Genomic DNA, 17,771 nt, shown 5'->3' with positions numbered 1-17,771 from the left:
CCCCTCCGGGGAGGGCGTCGTGCTGTCTGCGTGCGTCTCGGTCCGCTGACACCCCCCTTGACGAGCGGCGTCGTCGCCTCTACTTTCATCTTCCATAAAGCAAAACAGTTATTCCGAGATACGGAAAGAGCGCGCTCCGGAGGTACCGGAGACGCGTCTGGCCGGCCGACGACGCAGGAGTACTCGATGCCTCGTATGACCGCCGCTCGTGCGGCAGTGGAGATCCTCAAGCGCGAGGGCGTGACCAACGCCTTCGGCGTGCCGGGTGCGGCGATCAACCCCTTCTACAAGGCACTCAAGGAGGGCGGCGGGATCGACCACACGCTCGCCCGCCACGTCGAGGGCGCGTCGCACATGGCCGAGGGGTACACCCGTACCAATCCCGGCAACATCGGTGTCTGCATCGGTACGTCCGGCCCCGCCGGCACCGACATGATCACCGGCCTGTACTCCGCGATCGGTGACTCCATCCCGATCCTGTGCATCACCGGCCAGGCGCCCACCTCGGTGCTCCACAAGGAGGACTTCCAGGCCGTCGACATCGCCTCGATCGCCAAGCCGGTCACCAAGAAGGCGACGACCGTGCTGGAGGCCGCGCAGGTCCCCGGCGTTTTCCAGGAGGCGTTCCACCTGATGCGGTCGGGCCGCCCGGGCCCGGTCCTGATCGACCTGCCGATCGACGTCCAGCAGACGGAGATCGAGTTCGACCCCGAGACGTACGAGCCGCTGCCCGTTTACAAGCCCGCCGCGACCCGCGCCCAGATCGAGAAGGCCCTCTCGATGCTGAACGAGGCCGAGCGCCCGGTGCTGATCGCCGGTGGCGGTGTCATCAACGCCGACGCCTCCGACCTTTTCGTGGAGTTCGCCGAGCTGACCGGCATCCCGGTCATCCCGACGCTGATGGGCTGGGGCGTCCTCCCCGACGACCACGAGCTCAACGCCGGCATGGTCGGCCTGCAGACCTCGCACCGCTACGGCAACGAGAACTTCCTCGCGTCCGACTTCGTCCTCGGCATCGGCAACCGCTGGGCCAACCGCCACACCGGCTACAAGATGGACGTGTACCGCAAGGGCCGGAAGTTCATCCACGTCGACGTCGAGCCCACCCAGATCGGCAAGATCTTCGCCCCCGACTACGGCATCGCCTCCGACGCCAAGGCCGCGCTGGCGCTCTTCGTCGAGGTGGCGAAGGAGATGAAGGCCGCGGGCAAGCTGCCCGACCGCGGCGAGTGGGCCGCCGCCACCCAGGAGCGCAAGGCCACGCTGCAGCGCCGTACGCACTTCGACAACATCCCGATGAAGCCGCAGCGCGTGTACGAGGAGATGAACAAGGCGTTCGGGCCCGAGACCCGCTACGTCACCACCATCGGCCTCTCCCAGATCGCCGGCGCGCAGATGCTGCACGTCTACAAGCCGCGCCACTGGATCAACTGCGGCCAGGCCGGCCCGCTCGGCTGGACCATCCCGGCCGCGCTCGGCGTCGCCACCGCCGACCCGGACGCGCAGGTCGTCGCGCTCTCCGGCGACTACGACTTCCAGTTCATGCTGGAGGAGCTGGCCGTCGGCGCGCAGCACCGCATCCCGTACGTCCACGTCCTCGTGAACAACTCCTACCTGGGCCTGATCCGCCAGGCGCAGATCGGCCTGGACATCAACTTCCAGGTCAACCTGGAGTTCGAGAACATCAACTCCCCGGAGCTGGGCGTCTACGGCGTCGACCACGTCAAGGTCGCCGAGGGCCTGGGCTGCAAGGCGATCCGCGTCACCGACCCGGCCGAGCTGGGCGCCGCCTTCGAGCAGGCCAAGAAGCTCGCCGCCGAGCACCGGGTGCCGGTCGTCGTCGAGGCGATCCTGGAGCGGATCACCAACATCTCGATGAGCAAGACCGCGGACATCAGCGATGTCACGGAGTTCGAGGAGATCGCCACCGAGCCGTGGCACGCGCCGAGCGCGATCTCGCCGCTGAAGAGCTGACGGTGCCGGGCCTCCCGTCCGCACTCGCGTGCGGGAGGCCCGTACCCGGGTGCGGGCCTCCCGCATCCGCGCGCCCCCGTACCGCCCACACCGGAAGGAACCCACCCCTCATGGGCTTCACCGACTCCCGTTTCGACGTCAACCTGTCGATCCTCTTCACCGAACTGCCGCTGCTGGAGCGGCCCGCGGCGGCGGCCGCCGCCGGCTTCACCGAGGTCGAGCTGTGGTGGCCGTGGGTCGACGCGCCGGTCCCCGAGCAGTCCGAACTGGACGCGCTGCGGCACGCGCTGCAGGACGCCGGCACCCAGCTGGTCGGCCTGAACTTCTACGCCGGGCAGCTGCCGGGCCCCGACCGCGGCGCCCTCTCCGTCCCCGGCGAGGAGTCCGACAAGTTCCGCGCCAACATCGACGTCGCCGCCGACTTCGCCCAGTCGCTCGGCTGCAAGGCCCTCAACGCGCTCTACGGCAACCGCGTCGACGGCGTGGACCCCCAGGTCCAGGACACCCTGGCGCTGGAGAACCTCGTACTCGCCGCCCGCGCGGCCGACCGCGTCGGCGCGACGCTGCTGATCGAGGCGCTGAACAAGCCCGAGTCGCCGCTGTGCCCGATCGTGTCGGCCCCGAAGGCCATCGAGATCGTCGACAAGGTCAACGCGGCCACCGGCCTGGGCAACGCCAAGTTCCTGATGGACCTGTACCACCTGTCCATGAACGGCGAGGACCTCAACCAGGTCATCGACGCCTACGCGGACAAGACCGGGCACGTACAGATCGCCGACAACCCCGGACGCGGCGCGCCCGGCACCGGCGACCTGCCGCTGGCGGACCTGCTCGGTCGCCTGAACAAGGCCGGTTACGACGGCTGGGTCGGCCTGGAGTACAAGCCCGGCGACCGCCCCAGCTCGCAGGCGTTCGGCTGGCTCTACAGCGCCTGACCGTCCCGCCTCCCGACCGTCCCCATTTTTCCCCTGGAAAGGATCACACTCTCCATGAGCAGCAACCTCCCCAAGATCGCGTGGATCGGCCTGGGCATCATGGGCTCCCCGATGGCGGAGAACCTGATCAAGGCCGGCTACTCCGTCACCGGCTACACCCTTGAGCAGGACAAGCTCGACCGGCTCGCCAAGGCCGGCGGCACCGCCGCCGCGAGCATCGCCGAGGCCGTCCGCGACGCCGATGTCGTGCTCACCATGGTCCCGGCCTCCCCGCAGGTCGAGGCCATCGCGTACGGCCCCGACGGCATCCTGGAGAACGCCAAGTCCGGCGCGCTGCTGATCGACATGTCCTCGATCACCCCGCAGACCTCCATCGACCTGGCCAAGAACGCCGCCGAGAAGGGCATCCGCGTCCTGGACGCCCCGGTCTCCGGCGGCGAGGCCGGCGCCATCGAGGCCGTGCTGTCCATCATGGTCGGCGGTGAGCAGGCCGACTTCGACGAGGCCAAGCCGCTGTTCGACGCGCTGGGCAAGACCATCGTGCTCTGCGGTCCGCACGGCTCCGGCCAGACCGTCAAGGCCGCCAACCAGCTGATCGTCGCCGTCAACATCCAGGCGTGCGCCGAGGCCGTGGTCTTCCTGGAGAAGTCCGGCGTCGACCTCGCCGCGGCCCTGGACGTCCTCAACGGCGGTCTGGCCGGCTCCACCGTGCTGACCCGCAAGAAGGACAACTTCAAGAACCGCGACTTCAAGCCCGGCTTCCGCATCGACCTGCACCACAAGGACATGGGCATCGTCACCGACGCCGCCCGTACCGTCGGTGCCGCGCTGCCCGTCGGCTCCGTCGTCGCGAACCTCGTGGCCTCGCTCCGCGCCCAGGGCGACGGCGGCCTGGACCACTCGGCGCTGCTGCGCGGCGTCGAGCGCCTGTCGGGCCAGCCCGTAAAGGACTGACCGGCCGCCCCGCCGTGGGTGGCTCGCGCCGGTGGTCGACCATCCCGCCGTCGTGGCCGTTCGCGCAGTTCCCCGCGCCCCTTAAGGGGCGCAGCCAACGAAAGAACGCCGCCCGGATCCGTCTGGGCGGCGTTCTTTCGTGTGTGCGGCCGCGTAGACTTAGCCAACGTTCGTTCAGTAGGCGAGAGGATCCAGGTGACTGCGGAGCGGCCCGCGGGGCAGACGGCCGTCCTCGATGCCGCCCGGCACGAGTTCGCCGAGCGCGGCTACGGCGCGGCGTCCATCCGCGGCATCGCGCGGCGGGCCCGGGTCAGCCTCTCCGCGATGTACCACTACTACGCCGGCAAGCAGGAGCTGCTGCACGCCCTGCTGGACGAGAGCAGCGCCCAGTACTTCGCCTCCTGCGAGGCGGAGCTCGCGCGGGCCGGCGCGGACGCGGGGGAGCGGCTGGCCGCCCTGGTGCGGGCCACCGTCCGGTACCGCGCCGAGCACCGGCTGGAGAGCAGCCTGCTGCTGACCGAGTGGCGCCACCTCTCCGAGGGCCGGCTGAAGGAAACGCGGCAGCGGCAGTACGACGGCTCGCGGCTGTTCCACGAAGTGGTCGACGCGGGCGTGGCGCAGGGCGTGTTCCGTACGCCGCACCCGGAGGACGCCCGGCGCGGCGTGATCGCGATGTGCAACGCGGTGGCGCAGTGGTACCGCGCGGGCGGCGATGTCGGTGTCGGCGAACTGGCCGAGCGGTACGTCGAGTTGGCGCTCGTACTGGTCGAGTACCGGCCGGCCGGCAGCCTCCCGCGCCGGTTTTCGGGCAGCGGCTTTTAACGACCGTTCAATACTCTTTTCTGCCCCGGTCTGCTCCTTCGCGCCGCGCCGCGTGGTCAGATGTCCGACTCGCCGGACGGTTGTTCCCGGTAGAGTCCCGCCGCGTGCGGTCAGCCGTGGGGGGAGGGGCTCCTGTGCCGAAATATGAAGAGCTGGTGGCGTGGGCCGGTGCCGGACAGGTCGTCCGGGCCGATCCGGACGCCGTGGCGAAGTGGCGGATACCGGACCGTCAGAAGGCGTTACTGGTGACCACCGGGATACCGGTGGTGGACAACCTCATCGGCACGGCGTGCTTCCAGCACGAGCCCGAACCGCAGCTGCGCACCCGTGACGGCCGGCTCCTGTACCGGCTGACGCAGAACGCGCACGGCAGCCGTTCGTCCGCGCTGACCTGGGCGTTCGGCGTCGATCCGGACTCCGGGGCGGTGTACTACGTCCTGCCCGACGGCGAGGCGTGGTTCGCCAACTCCTCGATCGAGCTGTGGCTGCGCACGCTGCACCACTACGGGCTGCACGTCAGCCGGTCGGCGGTCCTGAACGACCCGAACGGCGACGAGGGCGCCGCGGTGGCCGAGCTGGGGCGGCTGGCGGTGCAGCTGAAGGCCATTGACCCGCCGGCCTTCGACGGATTCGTCGGCTACATCTGGGTGGAGTTCCTGGAGAGATGGCTCTGGTGACGCGTCGCCGATGGGTCTCGGACCTTTACCGATCTCTTTGCGTCGAGTTCCTGGACGGTGGTCTGCCGTCGTCGCGGCCGGCGAGGGCGGGCCACCGCTGATCGGCGCTGGTCGGGGCTGGTCGGCTCAGGTGCCGCAGCGCGGCGCGGTTACGCGCGTGAGGCCCGTGACGGGCGTGCAACTCCTGTGCCGGGTGGGCCGTCTCCGCGGGAACGCGCGCCGACGTGGTAAACGCGGCGCTCGAAGGCGGTCCCGCCCCTGGACAGGGTCTGCGCCGCCGCCATAACTTATCGATCGTTCGGCTCTCTGTGCCCTCCGTGCCTTCCGAGGAGTCGCCCCATGCCGCGTACCGCACTGGACTATCCGCAACTGCCCGTCGGCGCCGTGCTCGCCGGGGCCGCGCGGCGCTATCCCGACCGGCTCGCGCTGACCGACGGGCAGGAGAGCCTGACGTACGCCGAGCTGTACGACCGGGCGCTGCGGTTCGCGCGCGGCCTGCACGAGCACGGCATCGTGCCCGGCGAGACCGTGCTGCTGATGATCCCCAACTGCCCGTGGTTCCCGGTCGCGTACTGGGGCACGCTGCTGGCCGGCGGGGTCGTCAGCCCCACCAACCCCGCGCAGCCCGCGGCCCCGCTGGCGGCGCAGCTCGCCGATGCGGACGCCCGCGCGGTGATCGCGTACGCGGGCGCGCTGCCGTCCGTGTACGCCGCCGACGCGCCCGGCGTGCGCTTCACCGCCGTCGTACCGGGACCGGGCAGCGGCGCAGGGCCCCTCCCCGAGCCCCCGGCAGGCCGTACCGTTCTGCCCGCCGAGGAGCTGCTGACGCACGGCAGAGCCGAGCCCGCGCGGCGGCGCCCGGAGGACGTGGCGCACCTGGCGTTCACCGGCGGCACCACCGGCCGGTCCAAGGCGGTCCGCGTGCTGCACCGCAACGTGATCGCCAACGTCGCCCAGACCGTCTGGGTACGTGCCGCCGGGCGGCTGTACGACGCGGACGGCGCGCTCGGCCTGGTCCGCGACGAGACGGCCGCGACGCCCCACCAGTCCGTCCCCGGCACCGAGTCGACGATCTCCGTGGCCCCGCTCTTCCACGCGATGGGCCTGGTCGGCATGGCCGCGCACACCGTCATCGGCACCACCGCCGTGCTGCACACCCGCTTCGACCCCGCCCGCTACCTCGACGACATCGAGGCCCACCAGGTGGCCATGGTCGGCGTGTCCATCCGCGACCTGCTCGACCCGGAGCGCGCACTGCCGGCGGGGGAGACCGGCGAGCTGTGGGCGCGCGGCCCGCAGATCACCGACGGGTACCAGGGGCACCCGGAACTCACCGCCGAGCAGTACGCCGGCGGCTGGCTGCGCACCGGCGACATCGGGCGACTGGACGAGCGGGGCCACCTCTTCCTGTCGGGGCGCGCCAAGGACATGCTCATCTACAAGGGATACAACGTCTATCCGCTGCACCTGGAGGACATCCTCGCCGGGCATCCGGCGGTGGCGGCGGCCGCGGTGATCGGCGCACCCGCCGCGGACGCGGGCGAGATACCCGCCGCCTACGTGGTCCTGCGGAACGGCGCGGCGGCCACGGCGGACGAGCTGCTGGCGTACGTCGCCGAGCGCGTCGCCCCGTATCAGCGGGTGCGCGAGGTGCACTTCACGGACGCGCTGCCGGTCTCGGCGGCGGGCAAGGTGCTCAAGACCGCGCTGCGCGAGCGGCACGCGGCGCGGGCGGCGGAGTAGCCCGCGAGCGGAAGATCACGGCGGCCGCGGCACCGGTGCGGTGGCGGGGCCCGGCCGCTAGCGTCATGGCGTATGCAGACGACTCTGTACGGCGCCGACGTGGTACTGCGCCCCGCCACGGCGGACGACATCCCCGTCCTGGCCGCGATCCGGGGCGAACCCGAGGTGTACGCGCGCTGGCGCGGCGGCAAGGACCTGGAGGCCGCGGTCGCCGATGATCTCGCTTCGCCCGGCGAGTTCACGTACGCGATCGAGTACACGGGCCGGATCATTGGCGCGATCCAGTGGTCCCAGGAATCGGATCCGGACTATCGGCACGCGAATATCGACATCTATCTGACGTCGGCGCTGCACGGCCGGGGGCTCGGCACCGACGCCGTGCGCACGCTGGCGCGGCACCTGCTGACGGAGCGTGGTCATCACCGGATCACGATCGACCCGGCGGCGGACAACGAAGCGGCGATCCGCAGCTATCGGAAGGTCGGCTTCCGCCCGGTCGGGATCATGCGCCAGTACGAGCGCGGACCCGACGGCACCTGGCACGACGCGCTTCTGATGGACCTTCTGGCGGCGGATCTCACGAACTGAGCGGTGTCGGCGGCCCGTCGGAGGGGTATGTCGCCGACACGCTTCTGGCATATGCCAGACGGTCGCTGCCGCTGTCGGATGCGGTCGCGATGGCAACAGGGCGTGAAACAAGCGTTGTCGGCGGTGGACGAAGAAGGGGGAATTAAGTTCATCATCGATCAGGACGAGCTGTTCCACGGTGCTCCATGACAGATATATGCGTAGTTGAATGGGGCGCGGCGCGCTCCTCGGGAGCTGCGGCCGCCCGGCTGGGCCCGGTGTGCGCACGGAGGGAAACGGAACCCGTCGTGCGGGAGTGGCACGGAGTGGCACGAGACAACTCGAGCGGCTTGTCCGGCCGTCGGCCGGTGTCGGAGAGGAACGATTTTTCCCATGCATGATGTGACACGTTCGACCCCTTCCGCTGAAACGATTCCCCGCTACGCTCGCTCCTCCGCGGAAGCATCCGGCCCGGCCGCCGGCGCTCAACCGGAACACCCGGCACGCCCCCTCGTCCCGCTGATGTCGAGAGAAACGAGCCCCTCGCGATGACGTACACCACCAGGACCGCATTCGGCGACTTCGACCAGGCTCTCGCCCTGGAACCCGGCCGTTACGAGAGGGCCCGTCGCCGGCACCGCCAGATCACCGCGGCGCTGAAGAACGTGGGCCTGATCGAAAGCTCCTGCCTCCAGGGCAGCTTCGCGCGCAAGACCCGCATCGCCCCGCTGGACGACATCGGGATGGTCATGGTCTTCCACCGGCGCTTCGCCCGCCTCGTCAAGCGCCCCGGCGGCGCGGCCGACGCCATGGCGATGCTCTGCGACACGGTCACCGAGGCGTTCCCCGGCTCCCGGTTCGGCGACGAGGACCGCACCTCCCGCGCCCTCCAGGTCACCTTCGCCGACCTGGACGTGACCTTCGGCCTGACCCCGGCCCTCGCCGACCCGCGCTGCACCGACCTGCTCACCGCCAACTGGGAGCGGGACTCCTGGGAGCGCTCCACCGTCCGTACGCTCAACCGCGTGATCGGCCGGCACGACCACGCCACCGACGGCCGCTTCGTCCACCAGGTGCGCATGCTCAAGGCGTTAAGGGGCAGCCACCCCGTACTGCGTGAGACCAGCGGTCTCCTGTGGGAGGCGCTGGCCTACGAAGCGGTCTCCGGACCGCGGCAGCACACCGACGCGATCGCCGCCACCCTGGCGCACGCCGCGCAGGCCGTCACCGGCCCCGTCCTGGACCCCACCGGCTCCGAGGACCTCACCGCCGACTGGTCCGAGGCACAGCGCGCGGCCCGCGCCGAGGTACTGGCCGCGCTGGCCGCCCAGGCCGCCGAGGCCCGCCGCCGGGAGCAGTCCGGCGACCACACGGGCGCGACCGGGATCTGGCACGACGTGTTCGGGGCGCCCTTCCCGACCGCGGCCGACGCCCGCCGCGCCGAGGCGGCCGGCGGCCCCGGACACCGCGCGACCCGCCGGCGCAACGCCCCCAGCCCGCGCGCCCGATCCTTCAGCCCCTTCCTGGGCCGCCCGGTGACCTGGTCGGTCTTCGCCGGTACGACGAAGTCGGTGTGAACCGGGGCGCGCCGGCGGGCCGCACCCGCCGGCGGGCGGGAGACGGTCGCTCAGCCGTTCCCGGTCGCTCAGCCGGTTCCGGTGGCTCAGCCGTTCCGTCCAACGAACAGGCGGTCGCTCAGCCGTTCCGCAGATGCGCGCACCGGGGTGCGGCCGCGTGGACGGCCGCGGTGTCCGGTGCCGGAGCCGGCGCGGCCACCAGGGCCAGGTCGTTGGCGTCGGTGAAGTACGGGCGGACCCGCGCGCGGGCCGCGCCCTCGCCGCGGAACGCCGACGGATGGGTGTCGATGTCCTTGCGGGCGACGATGTCCCCGCCGATCCGCCCGATCGGTACGGCCATGCCGCCCGGCAGCACCAGCCGCAGGTCCCAGAACTCCCGGTCCACCGGCGCCGACCCGGCCACCCGGCCCGTGAAGTCCTCGTGCGGCAGCAGCACGCAGAACCGGCGGGCGCCCAGCTCCGTCGCGGGCAGCCGCAGCACCGTCGGCCGCGCGCCGCGGCGCGTCGCCGTCACCACCGCCTCCGCCGACGGCTCCGCGCCCAGCAGTTCGGCCTCGACGTAGGTGACCGAGGGCCCGACCGCGACCCACACCGCCTCCGCGTGCGCGGCGCGCTGCCAGGTGCGCAGCGCCAGCCGCCCGCGGTCGGTGGCGTACGGGATCCAGGAGCGCACGGCTCCGTCGGCCACCTCCGGGAGCCGGCCGACCAGCGCGGCCCGCTCGACCATAGAGGTCCGCACGGGCCGCAGCGCCCCGTCCGCGCGCCGCCGTACCCACGCCTCCCAGTGCCCCTCGGCGAGCGGCACCCGCGCCAGCCGCAGCCGGACCCGGTACGGGCCGCCGCGGCCCTCCCGGGCGGGCGGCGGCAGCGGCACCCGCAGCTCCTCGGCGGAGTTGCGGCGGCGCAGTACCAGGTCGGCGGGGCCGGTCAGGCCCGCGGCGGGGAACGTCAGGACCAGCGCGCCGTCCTCGGCCACCGCGCAGCGCGCCTCGGGGCGCAGCTTGCGTGCCGTGCCGTCGGCCCGCGCGGCAGCGGCGGGTGCGACCTTCCGCAGGACCCCGAGCAGCGGCACCGCGGTCACCGGCTGCTGGAGCAGGGGGCGTGCCACGCGCCGGGCGAGCGCCCTGCCCGCGCGCAGCGCCCTGCCCTGCCCAGCGGTACCGGCGTACCCGCCCAGCGCATGCGCCCCGGCAGGCTTCTTCCGCGCCTCCGGAGGAGCGCAGCACTTGCCGGTCTTCGCGACGAGGTCCTCGAAGAGCTTGACGTAGGCGTGGGCGATGGCCGCGGGCGCGTAGTCCAGCGCCTTGGCGCGCGCCGCCGCGGCCATCGCGGCCCGCCGCTCGTCGTCCGCGATCAGCTCCAGCAGCGCCGCGGCGAACTCCTCGGCGTTCCCCGGCTGGACGAGCAGCCCGTCCACCCCGTCGGAGATGATCTCGCCGGGCCCGAACGGGCAGTCCGTGGCGACCACCGGCAGCCCGGCGTGCATCGCCTCCACGATCGTCATCCCGAAGGACTCGCCGTCCGAGGAGACCGCCGCGATCGACCCCTTGGCCCACTCCGGCTCGATCGGCGCGTGCGCGCCCATCATCGTCACCTGCTCGCACAGTCCCAGCTCATGGATGCGGGACCGCAGCGCCCGCGCCTCGGGCCCGCGCCCGTACAGCCGCAGCTTCCAGTCCGGCCGCTGCTCCACCACGCGCGCGAACGCGTCGATCAGCAGCCGGTAGTTCTTGATGCGGATCAGCCGGCCGGCCGCGACCACCAGCTTGTTGCGCCCGGAGGAGGGCGACACGTCCGGCTGCGGTACCGCGTTGGGGATGCAGCGGATCTCCGTGCTGACGTCCGGGAGCGCCTCGCGGTAGATCCTGGCGTCCTGCCGGGAGACCGTGACGAAGGCGTCCAGCCGGCCCACCGCCGCGTTCTGCGCCGCCCGCTGTTCCGGCCGGTGCATGTCGTAGGTGAGGTGTTCCTGCCCGACCAGGAGCGCGCGGGCGGGCCCGAAGCGTGCCAGGTAGACGTTGACGCCGGGCCGGGTCCCGATGATCACGTCCGCGTCGGTGTCGCGGAGGTACTTCTCGATCCGCTCGTCGACCAGTGCGCTGCAGTGCTTGTACGGGCCGTCGGAGGCGGGGTAGACGCGTGAGGGGTTGCCCTTCGGGTCGTGCGCCGGATCAAAACCGGGCCGGTCCCTGCGGGCCTCGACCAGCGGCACGGTCCGTACGCGGGGGTGGACGGACAGCGGCGGCGTTTCCCGGCTTCTGATTATCGAGACGATCTCGACGTCGTGCCCCGCCTCCGCCAGCGCGCCGGAGAGGTTGACGGTCGAGCGGATGGTGCCGCCGATGCCGTAGAGGTTGAAGAGGAGGAAGCACACCTTGAGGCGGCGTGCTGCCCACACAGGGGGCGGAGGACACGCCGCCGCTTCCCGGACCATGCCTGACACGACCACGTCGTCACGCTTCTGCACAGAACCGGAGAATATGACGTGAATTGATACTCTATGAGTTTTCGCGCAAGCGTGTCGCGAACCTGCCCCCCGAACGGCCGGTATGCATCGTGCCTGGTGGCGGGGGTGACGGGCGGCGCCGACGGGGTATGGCGTACGCCGGGGGCCCGGGTGTTTCAGGCCAGCCGCCGGGGCTCGCGGGCCCGGAGTACGGCGATGGTGCTGCGGCACCAGTCGTGATGCTCCCGCTCGAAACCGAGGCCGCGCAGACAGGTGAGGTACGGGCCGATGCGGTCGCCGGTGCGCAGGAACTCCGCCTCGTCCAGATCGCCGCGGAGGTGCCGGAGGATCTTGGTGAAGAGTTCGGTCTTCGCGGCGGCGACCGCCATCCGCTCCTCCAGCTGCGCGATCACCGGCGCGGCGTCGACCCGGTCCACGGCCTGCACCTTCACCAGCAGGTCGTCCCGGATGAAGGACGGTTTGGCGGTGGCCGCCGCGAACCGCTGCAGCTCGGCGAGGCCCTCGTCGGTGACCGTGAAGAGGCGCTTGGTGGGCCGGGTCTCCTGCCGCACCTGCCGCCCGGTGACCAGCCCGTCCTTCTCCAGCCTGGTCAGCTCGGCGTACAGCTGCTGCGGCTGCGCGTGCCAGAAGTTGGCGACGCCGACGTCGAACGCCTTGGCCAGTTCGTAGCCGCTGTACTCGCCGTCGAGCAGCGCGGCGAGCACCGCGTGGCGGAGTGCCATCGCACCCGACCCCTTTCCCTTTCCGAAATGCTTGTGCATCATCATAGTCATCAATCTGACTATTCATGATTCTGACTAGTCACGGTTCCGACTGAGGACCGATGGCGTACGAGCTCTCGGGAGAAGGAGCGGGGAATGGTGCAGCGGACGGCGGACCGGTTCCGGGCGGCAGTGGAGAAGGGCGATCTCGGGGCGATCGAGGAGCTGTTCGCTCCCGACGTGCGGTTCTACAGCCCGGTGAAGTTCACCCCTTTCGAGGGGCGTCCGATGGTGATGGGGCTCTTCGGGGTGCTGCTGCGCACTTTCGAGGACTTCCGGTACCTCGGGCGGTTCGAGGGAGCGGCGGAGACGAGCGCGCCGGCGGCGGCCGGTGACGGCGGCGGAGCGGTGGACGCGAGCGTGCTCGTCTTCCGTACGACCGTGCGCGGGAAGGAGATCCACGGCATCGACCTGCTGCACTTCGACGAGGCCGGACTGATCAAGGAGTTCACGGTCATGGTCCGGCCGCAGTCCGCGGTGGCAGCGCTCGGTGCCGCGGTGTACGAAGGGCTGGTCACAGACGGCCTGGTGCCGGGGCCGGACGCCGCTCCGCGGAGCTGACGCCGCCCTCGACCAGCCGGCGGATGCCGAAGGTGGCGACGGTGGCGACGGCCATCGCGGCGACCAGGAACCACAGGCCCGTCACGGCGGAACCGGTGCGGTCGGTGATGACGCCGATGCCCATCGGTCCGAAGCCGCCGCCCAGGTTGCCGACCGCGTTGATCATCGCGATGCCGGACGCGGCCTGTACGCCCGTCAGGAAGCGGGAGGGCAGCGTCCACAGGACGGGCTGGGCCGCGTAGAGGCCGACCGCGGCGAGGCTCATCAGGGCCACCTGCACCACGTGGTTGCCGGTCAGCGCACTGCCCGCGAGGCCGGCCGCGCCGAGCGCCGCGCACCCGGCGAGCCACGGATAGCGCGCCCCGCTGCGGTCGGCGAGCCTGGGGACCACGTACAGGCCGAGGGCCACGAAGACGTACGGGACCGCGGTGATGAAGCCGGTGGCCGTCGTGGAGAGTCCGCCGAAGCCGTCGACGATCGTCGGCAGCCAGAAGCTCAGCCCGTAACAGCCCAGCGGGAAGCAGAGGAAGTACAGGGCCAGGGCGACCACCCGCCGGTCCCGCAGTGCCCGCAGCGGACTGCCGTGCGCGGTGCCCACGGCCGCGGCCTCGGCGGCGAGTTCGGCTGCGAGCCACCCCCGCTCCTCCGTGCTCAGCCAGCGCACGCCCTCCGGCCCGTCGGGCAGCAGGCGCAGGGTGACGAAGGCCAGCACGACGGCCGGGGCGCCCGTCGCGATGAAGATCCACTGCCAGCCGTCCAGCCCGAACGTGCCTTGCAGCCCGCCGAGCGCGCCCATGTACGGATTGCCGAGGATGAAGGCGAGCGGCTGGGACATCATGAACCAGCCGACCATCCGGGCGCGGTAGCGGTACGGGTACCACTTGGTGAGGAAGTACAGCACGCCCGGATAGAAGCCGGCCTCGGCGAGGCCGAGCAGGAAGCGGGCCAGGTAGAACTGCCAGGTGGTGCCGACCGCCGCGGTGAGGACCGTGACCAGGCCCCAGCTGAGCATGATGCGGGTGAACCAGCGGCGCGCGCCGAACCGTTCCAGGTAGATGTTGCTCGGTATCTCGAACACCGCGTACGCGACGAAGAACGCGACCTGGCCGAGGGTGAACGCGGCGTTGGACAGGCCCAGTTCGTGCTGGAGCGTCAGTTTGGCGAAGCCGACGTTCGAGCGGTCGACATAGGCCACGAGATAGAGCAGGACAAGGAACGGCATCAGCCGCCAGGTGACCGCCTTCATCGCTTGCTTCTCCACGCGGCTCTCCACTTCGTCGACTTCTTCGTCGTTGAACTCTGGACGCGGCGGGACCGTATCGTGCTTTGATAGCACCATTGAAGGGGGCGGCAGGACACGGCTTGGACACGGCCACCCCGCACCGCGTCGGAAGGACTTCACATGGCAGTGAACGACCGGCAGCCCGACGGAGCCGGCCCGCTCCGTTCCCGCGCCTGGTTCGGCGACGGCGGCAAGAACGGCTTCATCGCCCGGCACTCCCTGCGCGCCATGGGCCGCGGCGGCCACAACTTCGACGGCCGCCCGGTCATCGGCATCTGTAACACCTACTCCGAACTCACGCCCTGCAACGGCCACTTGCAGATCCTCGCGGACGCCGTGAAGCGCGGCGTACTGCAGGCCGGCGGCTTCCCGCTGGAGTTCCCCGCGATGTCGCTGGGCGAGCCGATCATGCGGCCGACCACGATGCTGTACCGCAACCTCGCCGCCATGGAGATCGAGGAGCAGATCCGCGCCAACCCCCTGGACGCCGTCGTCCTCCTCACCGGCTGCGACAAGACCACCCCCGCGGCCCTCATGGGCGCCGCCAGCGCCGGCGTCCCCGCGCTCGTCTTCACCGGCGGGCCCACGCTCAACGGCCGCTTCCGGGGCCGGCACGTCGGCTCCGGCACGGACGTCTGGCGGATGACCGAGGAACTGCGCGCGGGCACCGTCACCCAGGAGGAGTTCACCGAGTTCGAGACCGCGCTGACCCGCAGCGCCGGCCACTGCATGACCATGGGCACCGCCTCCACCATGGCCTGCCTCACCGAAGCGCTCGGCATGATGGTCCCCGGCGGCTCCGGGCTGCCCGCCGTCGACTCCCGCCGCGGCACCCTCGCCGAGGAGACCGGCATCCGAGCCGTCGAACTGGCCGGCTCCGACCTCACCCCGCAGCGCATCATGACCCGCGCCGCCTTCGAGAACGCCATCCGCGTCAACGCCGCGATCGGCGGTTCCACCAACGCCGTACTGCACCTCCTCGCCCTCGCGGGCCGCCTCGGCGTGCCACTCGAACTGGACGACTTCGACCGCCTCGGCGCCGAACTCCCGCTGCTCATCGACCTGATGCCGTCCGGCCGCTTCCTGATGGAGGAATTCGCGTACGCGGGCGGGCTCCCGGCCCTGATCAACGACCTCCGCGACCACCTGCACCACGACACCGTCACCGTCACCGGGCGCAGCCTGGTCGACAACTGCGCGGGCGCCGAGGTCCACGACCGCGAGGTCATCCGCCCGCTGGACCGCCCCGTCCAGCCCGCCGGCACCGGCACGGCCGTACTCCGCGGCAACCTCGCCCCCGACGGCGCGGTCATCAAGCAGTCGGCGGCCGACCCCAAGCTGCTCAGCCACACCGGGCCCGCGCTCGTCTTCGACTCCCTCGACGACTACCTCGCGGTCGCCGAGGACCCGGACCTGGACGTCACCGCCGACACCGTCCTCGTCGTCCGCAACACCGGCCCGAAGGGCTACCCCGGGATGCCCGAGGTCGGCAACGTCCAGCTCCCCAAGAAGCTCCTCGACGCGGGCGTCCGCGACCTGGTCCGCATCTCCGACGCCCGGATGTCCGGCACCGCGTACGGCACCTGCGTCCTGCACGTCGCTCCGGAAGCGGCGGTCGGCGGCCCGCTCGCCCTCGTCCGCACCGGCGACTCGGTACGCCTGGACGTGCCGGCCCGCCGCCTCGACGTCCTGGTCGGCGACGACGAGCTGGAGCGCCGCCGTGCGGCCTGGCAGCCGCCCCGCGCGCCCGCGGAACGCGGCTGGAGCTACCTCTACGACCGGCACGTCACCCAGGCCGACACCGGCGTCGACCTGGACTTCCTGCGCGGCGCGACCGACTCCACACCGCCGAGGCAGGCGTTCTGACCCCGTACCGCCAGGGGCCGCCGGAGGTGTGACAATCAGCGGGGCGGCCGCCGGCCGGCCGCCCCGCACCGGCGCACACGAAGCACCGGCGGATACGAGGAGACCGGGGGAGCGGCGTGGAACTTCAGGGCCTGCACGGGCAGGTGGTCGACCGCATCGGCCGGTCGCTCGCCGCGGACGAGATCCGGGCGGGCGAGGTGCTGCGCCTGGAGGACGTACAGGAACGGTACGGCGTCTCGCGCACGGTGGCCCGCGAGGCCGTCCGCGTCCTGGAGTCCAAGCGGGTCGTCACCAGCCGCCCCCGCGTCGGCATCACCGTACGCCCGCTCGCCGAGTGGAACCTCTACGACCCGCAGATCATCCGCTGGCGGCTCGCCTCGCCCCGGCGCGAGGCCCAGCTGCGCGAACTGGCCGAGCTGCGGGCCGCCGTCGAACCGTCCGCCGCCGCGCTCGCCGCGTCCGGCGCGGCGCCCGACGCCCGCGCCGCGCTCACCGAGCACGCCCGCGCCATGGCGGGCGCCGCCCGGGCCAATGACCGCGCGCGCTTCGTCACCGCGGACGCGGCCTTCCACCGCGCGCTGCTCACGGCGTCCGGCAACGGCATGTTCGCGCAGCTCGCCGAGGTCACGGAGGAACTCCTCACGGCCCGCCGGGACCTGGCCCTGATGCCCCCCGACATCGACATGTCAGCCGTCCACCGTCACCAGGAAGTAGCCGCCGCAGTAGAGGCAAGCCTCCCGGCCGAAGCCGCCCAGGCCGTCGCCCGCCTCGTCAACGAGGCCCACAACGAGGTGGAACGCCTCCTGGAGGGCGGGGGGCCTTGCGCGTACCGGGCATGAACCGCACCTGCGAGCGCGGTCGCCGGGCGCCGCTCAGAAGTACACGATGCGCACGACCGTGACCGTGAGGACGCTCTCGCTGACGTAGTAGCGGATGACGACGCCGGCGACGGTTGCTTCGCGGCGTTCGCGTTCCTTCTTTATCGCCGTGGAGCCGTGGCCGTACGGGTCGTCGGCCAGGCGGCGCATGGCCGCGTCGAAGCGGGTGCGCAGGGCGGGCTCCATGGAGTCGCGGGCTTGGTCGGCAGGGGGCGCGTACTGGAGGCGACGGCGGGTCACGCCACCTCCGGCCGGCTGTCCTCGACAGGTACGGCACCGATGTCCTCGCCGCGCTCCAGTCGCTCGAAGAGCTCCTGGTCCTCGAGGTCGGCGGCCGTGCCGCCCAGGGCCCACCGGGCCAGTCTGGCGGGCAGCTCGCCGGCCGGGACGTGCGGGATCTCCTGGTCGAACGCGCGCGCCTGCTCCTCGTCGAGAACGGCGCGGATACCGGCGATGGTGCCCGGCAGCTCGACCAGCTCTCCGCCGATCACCGTCTTCAACGTCGCCTCCATGGCCGGCCTCCTCGCGCGACCACCTCGCGCCACGGTCCACCACCGTACGCCCATCGGGCCCCGCCGTGTCCCGCGTACCGGAAACACCCGCCGAACCGGCGGGGGGGGGGGGGGGGGGGGGGGGGGGGGGGGGGGGGGGGGGGGGGGGGGGGGGGGGGGGGGGGGGGGGGGGGGGGGGGGGGGGGGGGGGGGGGG

The 17,771-nt window shown here is 71.9% G+C and carries 16 protein-coding genes; 11 read left to right on the top strand and 5 right to left on the bottom strand.

The window, feature by feature from the left end:
- The first annotated feature begins 186 nt into the window (after window positions 1-186).
- From gcl to ACIGXO_RS31680, 8 genes are all read left to right on the top strand, one after another.
- Window positions 187-1,974, top strand: a complete 1,788-nt coding sequence (gene gcl, locus ACIGXO_RS31715) for a glyoxylate carboligase (RefSeq protein WP_399793780.1) — start codon at window positions 187-189, stop codon at window positions 1,972-1,974.
- Window positions 1,975-2,084: 110 nt separating this feature from the next.
- Window positions 2,085-2,909 carry a TIM barrel protein gene (locus ACIGXO_RS31710; RefSeq protein ID WP_399793778.1) on the top strand — a complete coding sequence of 275 codons (825 nt, stop codon included), beginning with the start codon at window positions 2,085-2,087 and terminating at the stop codon, window positions 2,907-2,909.
- Window positions 2,910-2,963: 54 nt separating this feature from the next.
- Window positions 2,964-3,863, top strand: a complete 900-nt coding sequence (locus ACIGXO_RS31705; protein WP_399793776.1) for a 2-hydroxy-3-oxopropionate reductase — start codon at window positions 2,964-2,966, stop codon at window positions 3,861-3,863.
- A gap of 195 nt (window positions 3,864-4,058) precedes the next feature.
- Window positions 4,059-4,685 carry a TetR/AcrR family transcriptional regulator gene (locus ACIGXO_RS31700; RefSeq protein WP_399793773.1) on the top strand — a complete coding sequence of 209 codons (627 nt, stop codon included), beginning with the start codon at window positions 4,059-4,061 and terminating at the stop codon, window positions 4,683-4,685.
- Window positions 4,686-4,819: 134 nt separating this feature from the next.
- Complete coding sequence (locus tag ACIGXO_RS31695) at window positions 4,820-5,362, top strand: SUKH-4 family immunity protein (RefSeq protein WP_399793771.1); 543 nt, start codon at window positions 4,820-4,822, stop codon at window positions 5,360-5,362.
- A 339-nt stretch (window positions 5,363-5,701) separates the two neighbouring features.
- Complete coding sequence (locus ACIGXO_RS31690; protein ID WP_399793769.1) at window positions 5,702-7,105, top strand: class I adenylate-forming enzyme family protein; 1,404 nt, start codon at window positions 5,702-5,704, stop codon at window positions 7,103-7,105.
- 72 nt (window positions 7,106-7,177) lie between these two features.
- Window positions 7,178-7,693, top strand: a complete 516-nt coding sequence (locus tag ACIGXO_RS31685; RefSeq protein WP_399793767.1) for a GNAT family N-acetyltransferase — start codon at window positions 7,178-7,180, stop codon at window positions 7,691-7,693.
- 527 nt (window positions 7,694-8,220) lie between these two features.
- Window positions 8,221-9,249: a hypothetical protein gene (locus tag ACIGXO_RS31680; RefSeq protein ID WP_399793765.1), complete on the top strand. Its 1,029-nt coding sequence runs from the start codon at window positions 8,221-8,223 to the stop codon at window positions 9,247-9,249.
- Between the two features lie 118 nt (window positions 9,250-9,367).
- On the opposite strand, the gene ACIGXO_RS31675 is transcribed toward ACIGXO_RS31680, so the two are convergent.
- Complete coding sequence (locus ACIGXO_RS31675) at window positions 9,368-11,716, bottom strand: glycosyltransferase family 4 protein (RefSeq protein ID WP_399793763.1); 2,349 nt, start codon at window positions 11,714-11,716, stop codon at window positions 9,368-9,370.
- A 155-nt stretch (window positions 11,717-11,871) separates the two neighbouring features.
- Window positions 11,872-12,438 carry a PadR family transcriptional regulator gene (locus tag ACIGXO_RS31670; protein WP_399793761.1) on the bottom strand — a complete coding sequence of 189 codons (567 nt, stop codon included), beginning with the start codon at window positions 12,436-12,438 and terminating at the stop codon, window positions 11,872-11,874.
- Window positions 12,439-12,573: 135 nt separating this feature from the next.
- On the opposite strand from ACIGXO_RS31670, the gene ACIGXO_RS31665 reads away from it, so the two are divergent.
- Window positions 12,574-13,038, top strand: a complete 465-nt coding sequence (locus tag ACIGXO_RS31665; protein ID WP_399793759.1) for a nuclear transport factor 2 family protein — start codon at window positions 12,574-12,576, stop codon at window positions 13,036-13,038.
- On the opposite strand, the gene ACIGXO_RS31660 is transcribed toward ACIGXO_RS31665, so the two are convergent.
- Window positions 12,992-14,299, bottom strand: a complete 1,308-nt coding sequence (locus tag ACIGXO_RS31660; RefSeq protein ID WP_399793757.1) for an MFS transporter — start codon at window positions 14,297-14,299, stop codon at window positions 12,992-12,994. The two genes, ACIGXO_RS31665 and ACIGXO_RS31660, sit on opposite strands and share 47 nt — an antisense overlap.
- A 141-nt stretch (window positions 14,300-14,440) precedes the next feature.
- Here ACIGXO_RS31660 and ACIGXO_RS31655 point away from each other — a divergent pair, with 141 nt between their 5' ends.
- Window positions 14,441-16,186 (top strand): IlvD/Edd family dehydratase, encoded by a 1,746-nt coding sequence (locus ACIGXO_RS31655; RefSeq protein WP_399793755.1) that lies wholly within the window; start codon window positions 14,441-14,443, stop codon window positions 16,184-16,186.
- Between the two features lie 116 nt (window positions 16,187-16,302).
- Window positions 16,303-17,025, top strand: coding sequence for a FadR/GntR family transcriptional regulator (locus ACIGXO_RS31650; RefSeq protein WP_399793753.1), 723 nt, complete (start codon window positions 16,303-16,305; stop codon window positions 17,023-17,025).
- Between the two features lie 33 nt (window positions 17,026-17,058).
- Here ACIGXO_RS31650 and ACIGXO_RS31645 read toward each other — a convergent pair whose 3' ends face one another.
- Window positions 17,059-17,250, bottom strand: coding sequence for a hypothetical protein (locus ACIGXO_RS31645; RefSeq protein ID WP_399794092.1), 192 nt, complete (start codon window positions 17,248-17,250; stop codon window positions 17,059-17,061).
- Window positions 17,251-17,300: 50 nt separating this feature from the next.
- On the bottom strand, window positions 17,301-17,576 hold the full coding sequence (locus tag ACIGXO_RS31640) for a hypothetical protein (RefSeq protein WP_399793751.1): 276 nt from the start codon (window positions 17,574-17,576) through the stop codon (window positions 17,301-17,303).
- Window positions 17,577-17,771: the final 195 nt, after the last annotated feature.

Origin of the sequence: Streptomyces sp. NPDC053542 (assembly GCF_044544685.1) — a bacterium.
Lineage (GTDB): Bacteria > Actinomycetota > Actinomycetes > Streptomycetales > Streptomycetaceae > Streptomyces.
This window is presented reverse-complemented; position numbering and strand designations above follow the sequence as displayed.

Coding starts and splice junctions, on each gene's coding strand:
- ACIGXO_RS31640 (WP_399793751.1), bottom strand. CDS start 17,576: ATGGAGGCGACGTTGAAGACGGTGATCGGCGGAGAGCTGGTCGAGCTG.
- ACIGXO_RS31670 (WP_399793761.1), bottom strand. CDS start 12,438: ATGGCACTCCGCCACGCGGTGCTCGCCGCGCTGCTCGACGGCGAGTAC.
- ACIGXO_RS31705 (WP_399793776.1), top strand. CDS start 2,964: ATGAGCAGCAACCTCCCCAAGATCGCGTGGATCGGCCTGGGCATCATG.
- ACIGXO_RS31665 (WP_399793759.1), top strand. CDS start 12,574: ATGGTGCAGCGGACGGCGGACCGGTTCCGGGCGGCAGTGGAGAAGGGC.
- gcl (WP_399793780.1), top strand. CDS start 187: ATGCCTCGTATGACCGCCGCTCGTGCGGCAGTGGAGATCCTCAAGCGC.
- ACIGXO_RS31655 (WP_399793755.1), top strand. CDS start 14,441: ATGGCAGTGAACGACCGGCAGCCCGACGGAGCCGGCCCGCTCCGTTCC.
- ACIGXO_RS31690 (WP_399793769.1), top strand. CDS start 5,702: ATGCCGCGTACCGCACTGGACTATCCGCAACTGCCCGTCGGCGCCGTG.
- ACIGXO_RS31645 (WP_399794092.1), bottom strand. CDS start 17,250: ATGGAGCCCGCCCTGCGCACCCGCTTCGACGCGGCCATGCGCCGCCTG.
- ACIGXO_RS31710 (WP_399793778.1), top strand. CDS start 2,085: ATGGGCTTCACCGACTCCCGTTTCGACGTCAACCTGTCGATCCTCTTC.
- ACIGXO_RS31685 (WP_399793767.1), top strand. CDS start 7,178: ATGCAGACGACTCTGTACGGCGCCGACGTGGTACTGCGCCCCGCCACG.
- ACIGXO_RS31680 (WP_399793765.1), top strand. CDS start 8,221: ATGACGTACACCACCAGGACCGCATTCGGCGACTTCGACCAGGCTCTC.